The organism is Buttiauxella izardii, from assembly GCF_003601925.1.
Taxonomy (GTDB): Bacteria; Pseudomonadota; Gammaproteobacteria; order Enterobacterales; family Enterobacteriaceae; genus Buttiauxella; species Buttiauxella izardii.
The window spans coordinates 1-3,735 of the sequence record NZ_QZWH01000071.1 but is presented as its reverse complement, the minus strand read 5'-3'; the positions used below and the strand labels follow the sequence as shown (position 1 = coordinate 3,735).

Here is a 3,735-nt window from a genome sequence, read left to right as displayed (position 1 = left end):
GGGCGCATATGCGCCCTTTTTTATTAGTGCTAACAATCTATCCATTTACCCTCCTTTACCCACGCACTACACTAAGGCCGGCTTTTTATCAGAGGTGGTGATGAACGATTATAAAATGACGCCTGTCGAATTACGTGCGACTTGGGGTTTAGGCACGGTCTTTTCACTGCGCATGCTCGGCATGTTTATGGTGCTTCCGGTTCTTACTACTTATGGCATGGCACTGCAGGGCGCAAGCGAAGCGCTGATTGGTATCGCCATCGGTATTTATGGCCTCGCACAAGCTATCTTCCAGATTCCTTTTGGCCTGCTTTCCGACCGTATTGGTCGCAAGCCGCTGATCATCGGCGGATTACTGATTTTCGTGCTCGGCAGCGTGATTGCCGCACTTTCTGATTCGATTTGGGGTGTGATTCTTGGCCGTGCATTGCAAGGCTCCGGCGCGATTGCCGCCGCCGTTATGGCCCTGCTTTCAGACTTAACCCGCGAGCAGAACCGTACCAAAGCCATGGCGTTTATCGGCGTGAGTTTTGGCGTAACATTTGCCATTGCGATGGTGCTTGGCCCAATTATCACTCATAGCCTCGGTTTAAATGCGCTGTTCTGGATGATTGCGATTCTGGCAACCTGCGGCATTCTGATCACGCTGTGGGTGGTGCCAAATTCTAAAAGCCATGTGCTGAACCGTGAGTCCGGCATGGTAAAAGGCTGCTTTAGCAAAGTGCTGGCGGAGCCGAAATTACTCAAGCTGAACTTCGGCATCATGTGTCTGCACATCATGCTGATGTCTACGTTTGTTGCCCTCCCCGGCCAGCTCGAACAAGCAGGTTTCCCGGCATCCCAGCACTGGAAAATCTACCTCTGCACCATGCTCATCGCCTTTGCTTCTGTGGTGCCGTTTATCATTTATGCGGAAGTAAAACGCCGCATGAAGCGCGTGTTTGTTGGCTGCGTAGCGTTGCTGCTGATTGCTGAAATCGTGCTGTGGGGTTCCGGCCCGCACTTCTGGGAATTAGTTCTAGGTGTGCAGTTGTTCTTCCTGGCCTTTAACCTGATGGAAGCGATTTTACCGTCGCTTATCAGCAAAGAATCTCCGGCAGGCTATAAAGGCACGGCGATGGGGATTTACTCCACCAGCCAGTTCCTCGGTGTGGCGATTGGCGGTTCATTTGGCGGATGGATTGACGGATTGTTTGATTCACAAACCGTTTTCCTCGCGGGCGCACTGCTGGCAATGATTTGGTTACTGGTCAGCAGCACTATGACGGAGCCGCCATACGTGGCGAGTTTGCGCGTGGAATTGCCGGAAGATGTGACCGATGACGAAACGCTGAAACAGCGTTTACTGGCACAACCCGGCGTGAGTGATGTGAATATTATTGCGCAGGAACGCAGTGCTTACGTGAAGATCGATAGCAAGCTGACGAATCGATTTGAGATTGAGCAATTAGTGAAACAACCCTCTCCCTGAGGGAGAGGGAACTTGTCCGGTTTTCCCCCTCTCCTGTGGATTAGGGAACTTGTCCGCTTTTCCCCCTCTCCTATGGGAGAGGGCCGGGGTGAGGGCAAACTAAAATCAGTCGCGGAAGTTCTTAAACTGGAACGGTTGCCCCAAATCACCACCACGAACCAGCGCCATAGCGGCCTGTAAATCATCGCGAGATTTGCCCGTTACGCGCAGTTCTTCACCTTGAATCTGCACCTGAACCTTGGTCTTGCTGTCTTTAATCAGCTTCACAATTTTCTTGGCGATGGCAGCTTCAATGCCCTGCTTGAGCTTCGCTTCAACACTCCAGGTTTTACCACTGTGCGTAAACTCTTCTGGCACATCAATTGAAGCCCCTTCGATACCACGCTTAAGCAGCTTGGCACGAAGAATATCCAACAGTTGGTTAACCTGGAAATCAGACTCACTGGCGACTTTGATGGACTGATTTTTCTCATTCAGTTCAAATGTCGCCGGTACATTACGGAAGTCAAAACGAGTAGCAACCTCACGCTCCGCGTTTTCAATCGCGTTACGCACTTCCTGGATATCAATTTCAGACACAATGTCAAAAGATGGCATGCTTTCTTCTCCCTCTCTTTTTGTTGCGTTGCATAATACCCAAAACAACCCGTTAAAGCAGTACTGAGGCCTGTATAATATAGATTAAGCAAAACATCTGCGGCTTTACGCAGATGGGGAGGCAATATGAAAATTACCGTGCTGGGTTGCGGTGCGCTTGGTCAACTTTGGCTGGCATCTCTTTATAAACAAGGACATGAGGTTCAAGGATGGTTGCGTGTGCCGCAGCCTTTTTGCCATGTCAACGTACTCGAAACAGACGGTAGCGTGTTTAACCAAACGCTGACGGCTAACGATCCCGATTTTCTTGCCAGCTGCGATTTATTGCTCGTCACGCTAAAAGCCTGGCAGGTTTCTGACTCGGTCAAAGCACTGGCGACAAAACTTCCTGCTGGTTGCCCTATTCTGCTGCTGCACAATGGCATGGGCACGCTTGAAGAGTTACGCATGTTGCGCCAGCCGCTTTTATCTGGCGTCACCACGCATGCGGCGCGTCGCGATGGCAACATCATTGTCCATGTCGCCAATGGCACCACGCATATTGGCCCCGGCAATGCGGCGGGCAACGACTTTAGTTTTCTCGCCGATCAACTGCATCACGCCCTCCCAGAAATGGCCTGGCATAATAATATTCAGGCTGCGATCTGGAAGAAACTGGCGGTGAATTGTGTGATAAACCCGCTCACCGCGCTCTACAATTGCCCGAACGGGGAGCTGCGTCATTACCCTGACGAGGTAAGCAAAATCTGCCACGAAGTCGCGATGGTGATGGAACGTGAAGGCCATCATACGTCACCCGAAGCGCTGCTTTTTTATGTGGAAGAAGTTATCGACAGCACCCGCGCGAACATCTCATCAATGCTTCAGGATGTGCGGGTGCAACGTCACACCGAGATTGATTATATAACGGGTTATTTACTGCAACGCGCGCGCGCCCATGGCCTTTCTGTGCCGGTGAACAGCCGCTTGTATGAGCTGATTAAGCGTAAGGAGAATGAGTATGAGCGCACGAGCACTGGTTTGTCTGGCTCCTGGAACTGAAGAAACAGAAGCCGTTACCACCATCGATCTTCTGGTGCGTGGCGGAATTAGCGTCACCACCGCAAGCGTCGCAAGTGACGGCGACCTGACGATTGTCTGTTCACGTGGCGTAAAGCTATTGGCAGATGCGCCGCTGGTTGAAGTGGCTGATGGCGAGTTTGATGTCATCGTGTTACCCGGTGGCTTAAAAGGTGCCGAGTGTTTCCGCGACAGCCCGCTGTTAGTGGAAACCGTGCGTCAGTTCCATCTTTCCGGGCGCATCGTTGCCGCGATTTGTGCCGCAGCCGGTACAGTTCTGGTTCCCCATGAATTGTTCCCAATGGCGAATATGACGGGTTATCCGGGCCTGAAAGAGACTATTCCAGAAGCGCAATGGCAGGATAAACGTATTGTGTGGGATCCACGCGTCAACCTGCTAACCAGCCAGGGGCCTGGAACCGCTATCGATTTTGCGCTGAAGATGATTGATTTGCTGGTGAGCCGCGAGAAGGCTCATGAAGTTTCACAACAGTTGGTGATGGCGGCGGGAATTTATAGTTACAGGGATTACTAAACCACCCTCACCCTGGCCCTCTCCCTCAGGGAGAGGGGAAAAACCATTCTAATCCTTCTCCTGGGGGAGAAGG

4 protein-coding genes are annotated in these 3,735 nt (G+C 51.7%); 3 read left to right on the top strand and 1 reads right to left on the bottom strand.

The genetic code is table 11. The features are described 5' to 3' along the window. The first annotated feature begins 100 nt into the window (after positions 1-100). Positions 101-1,471 (top strand): MFS transporter, encoded by a 1,371-nt coding sequence (locus D6029_RS22110; RefSeq protein ID WP_120066822.1) that lies wholly within the window; start codon positions 101-103, stop codon positions 1,469-1,471. Between the two features lie 105 nt (positions 1,472-1,576). Here D6029_RS22110 and D6029_RS22105 read toward each other — a convergent pair whose 3' ends face one another. Beyond that, the gene (locus D6029_RS22105) at positions 1,577-2,068 is read right to left on the bottom strand and encodes a YajQ family cyclic di-GMP-binding protein (RefSeq protein WP_120066821.1); all 492 of its coding nucleotides are present in this window, start codon (positions 2,066-2,068) and stop codon (positions 1,577-1,579) included. 126 nt (positions 2,069-2,194) lie between these two features. Between D6029_RS22105 and panE the strand changes: the two genes are divergently transcribed. Beyond that, positions 2,195-3,109 carry a 2-dehydropantoate 2-reductase gene (gene panE, locus D6029_RS22100; RefSeq protein WP_120066820.1) on the top strand — a complete coding sequence of 305 codons (915 nt, stop codon included), beginning with the start codon at positions 2,195-2,197 and terminating at the stop codon, positions 3,107-3,109. Continuing rightward, entirely contained in the window at positions 3,069-3,662 is a 594-nt protein-coding gene (gene yajL / locus D6029_RS22095) for a protein deglycase YajL (protein ID WP_120066819.1), read from the top strand. The genes panE and yajL overlap by 41 nt, the downstream gene beginning before the upstream one ends. The last annotated feature ends 73 nt before the right edge of the window (positions 3,663-3,735 follow it).

Bases quoted from the DNA above. Each gene is read 5' to 3' on its own strand.
- yajL (WP_120066819.1), top strand. From the start codon at position 3,069: ATGAGCGCACGAGCACTGGTTTGTCTGGCTCCTGGAACTGAAGAAACA.
- D6029_RS22110 (WP_120066822.1), top strand. From the start codon at position 101: ATGAACGATTATAAAATGACGCCTGTCGAATTACGTGCGACTTGGGGT.
- panE (WP_120066820.1), top strand. From the start codon at position 2,195: ATGAAAATTACCGTGCTGGGTTGCGGTGCGCTTGGTCAACTTTGGCTG.
- D6029_RS22105 (WP_120066821.1), bottom strand. From the start codon at position 2,068: ATGCCATCTTTTGACATTGTGTCTGAAATTGATATCCAGGAAGTGCGT.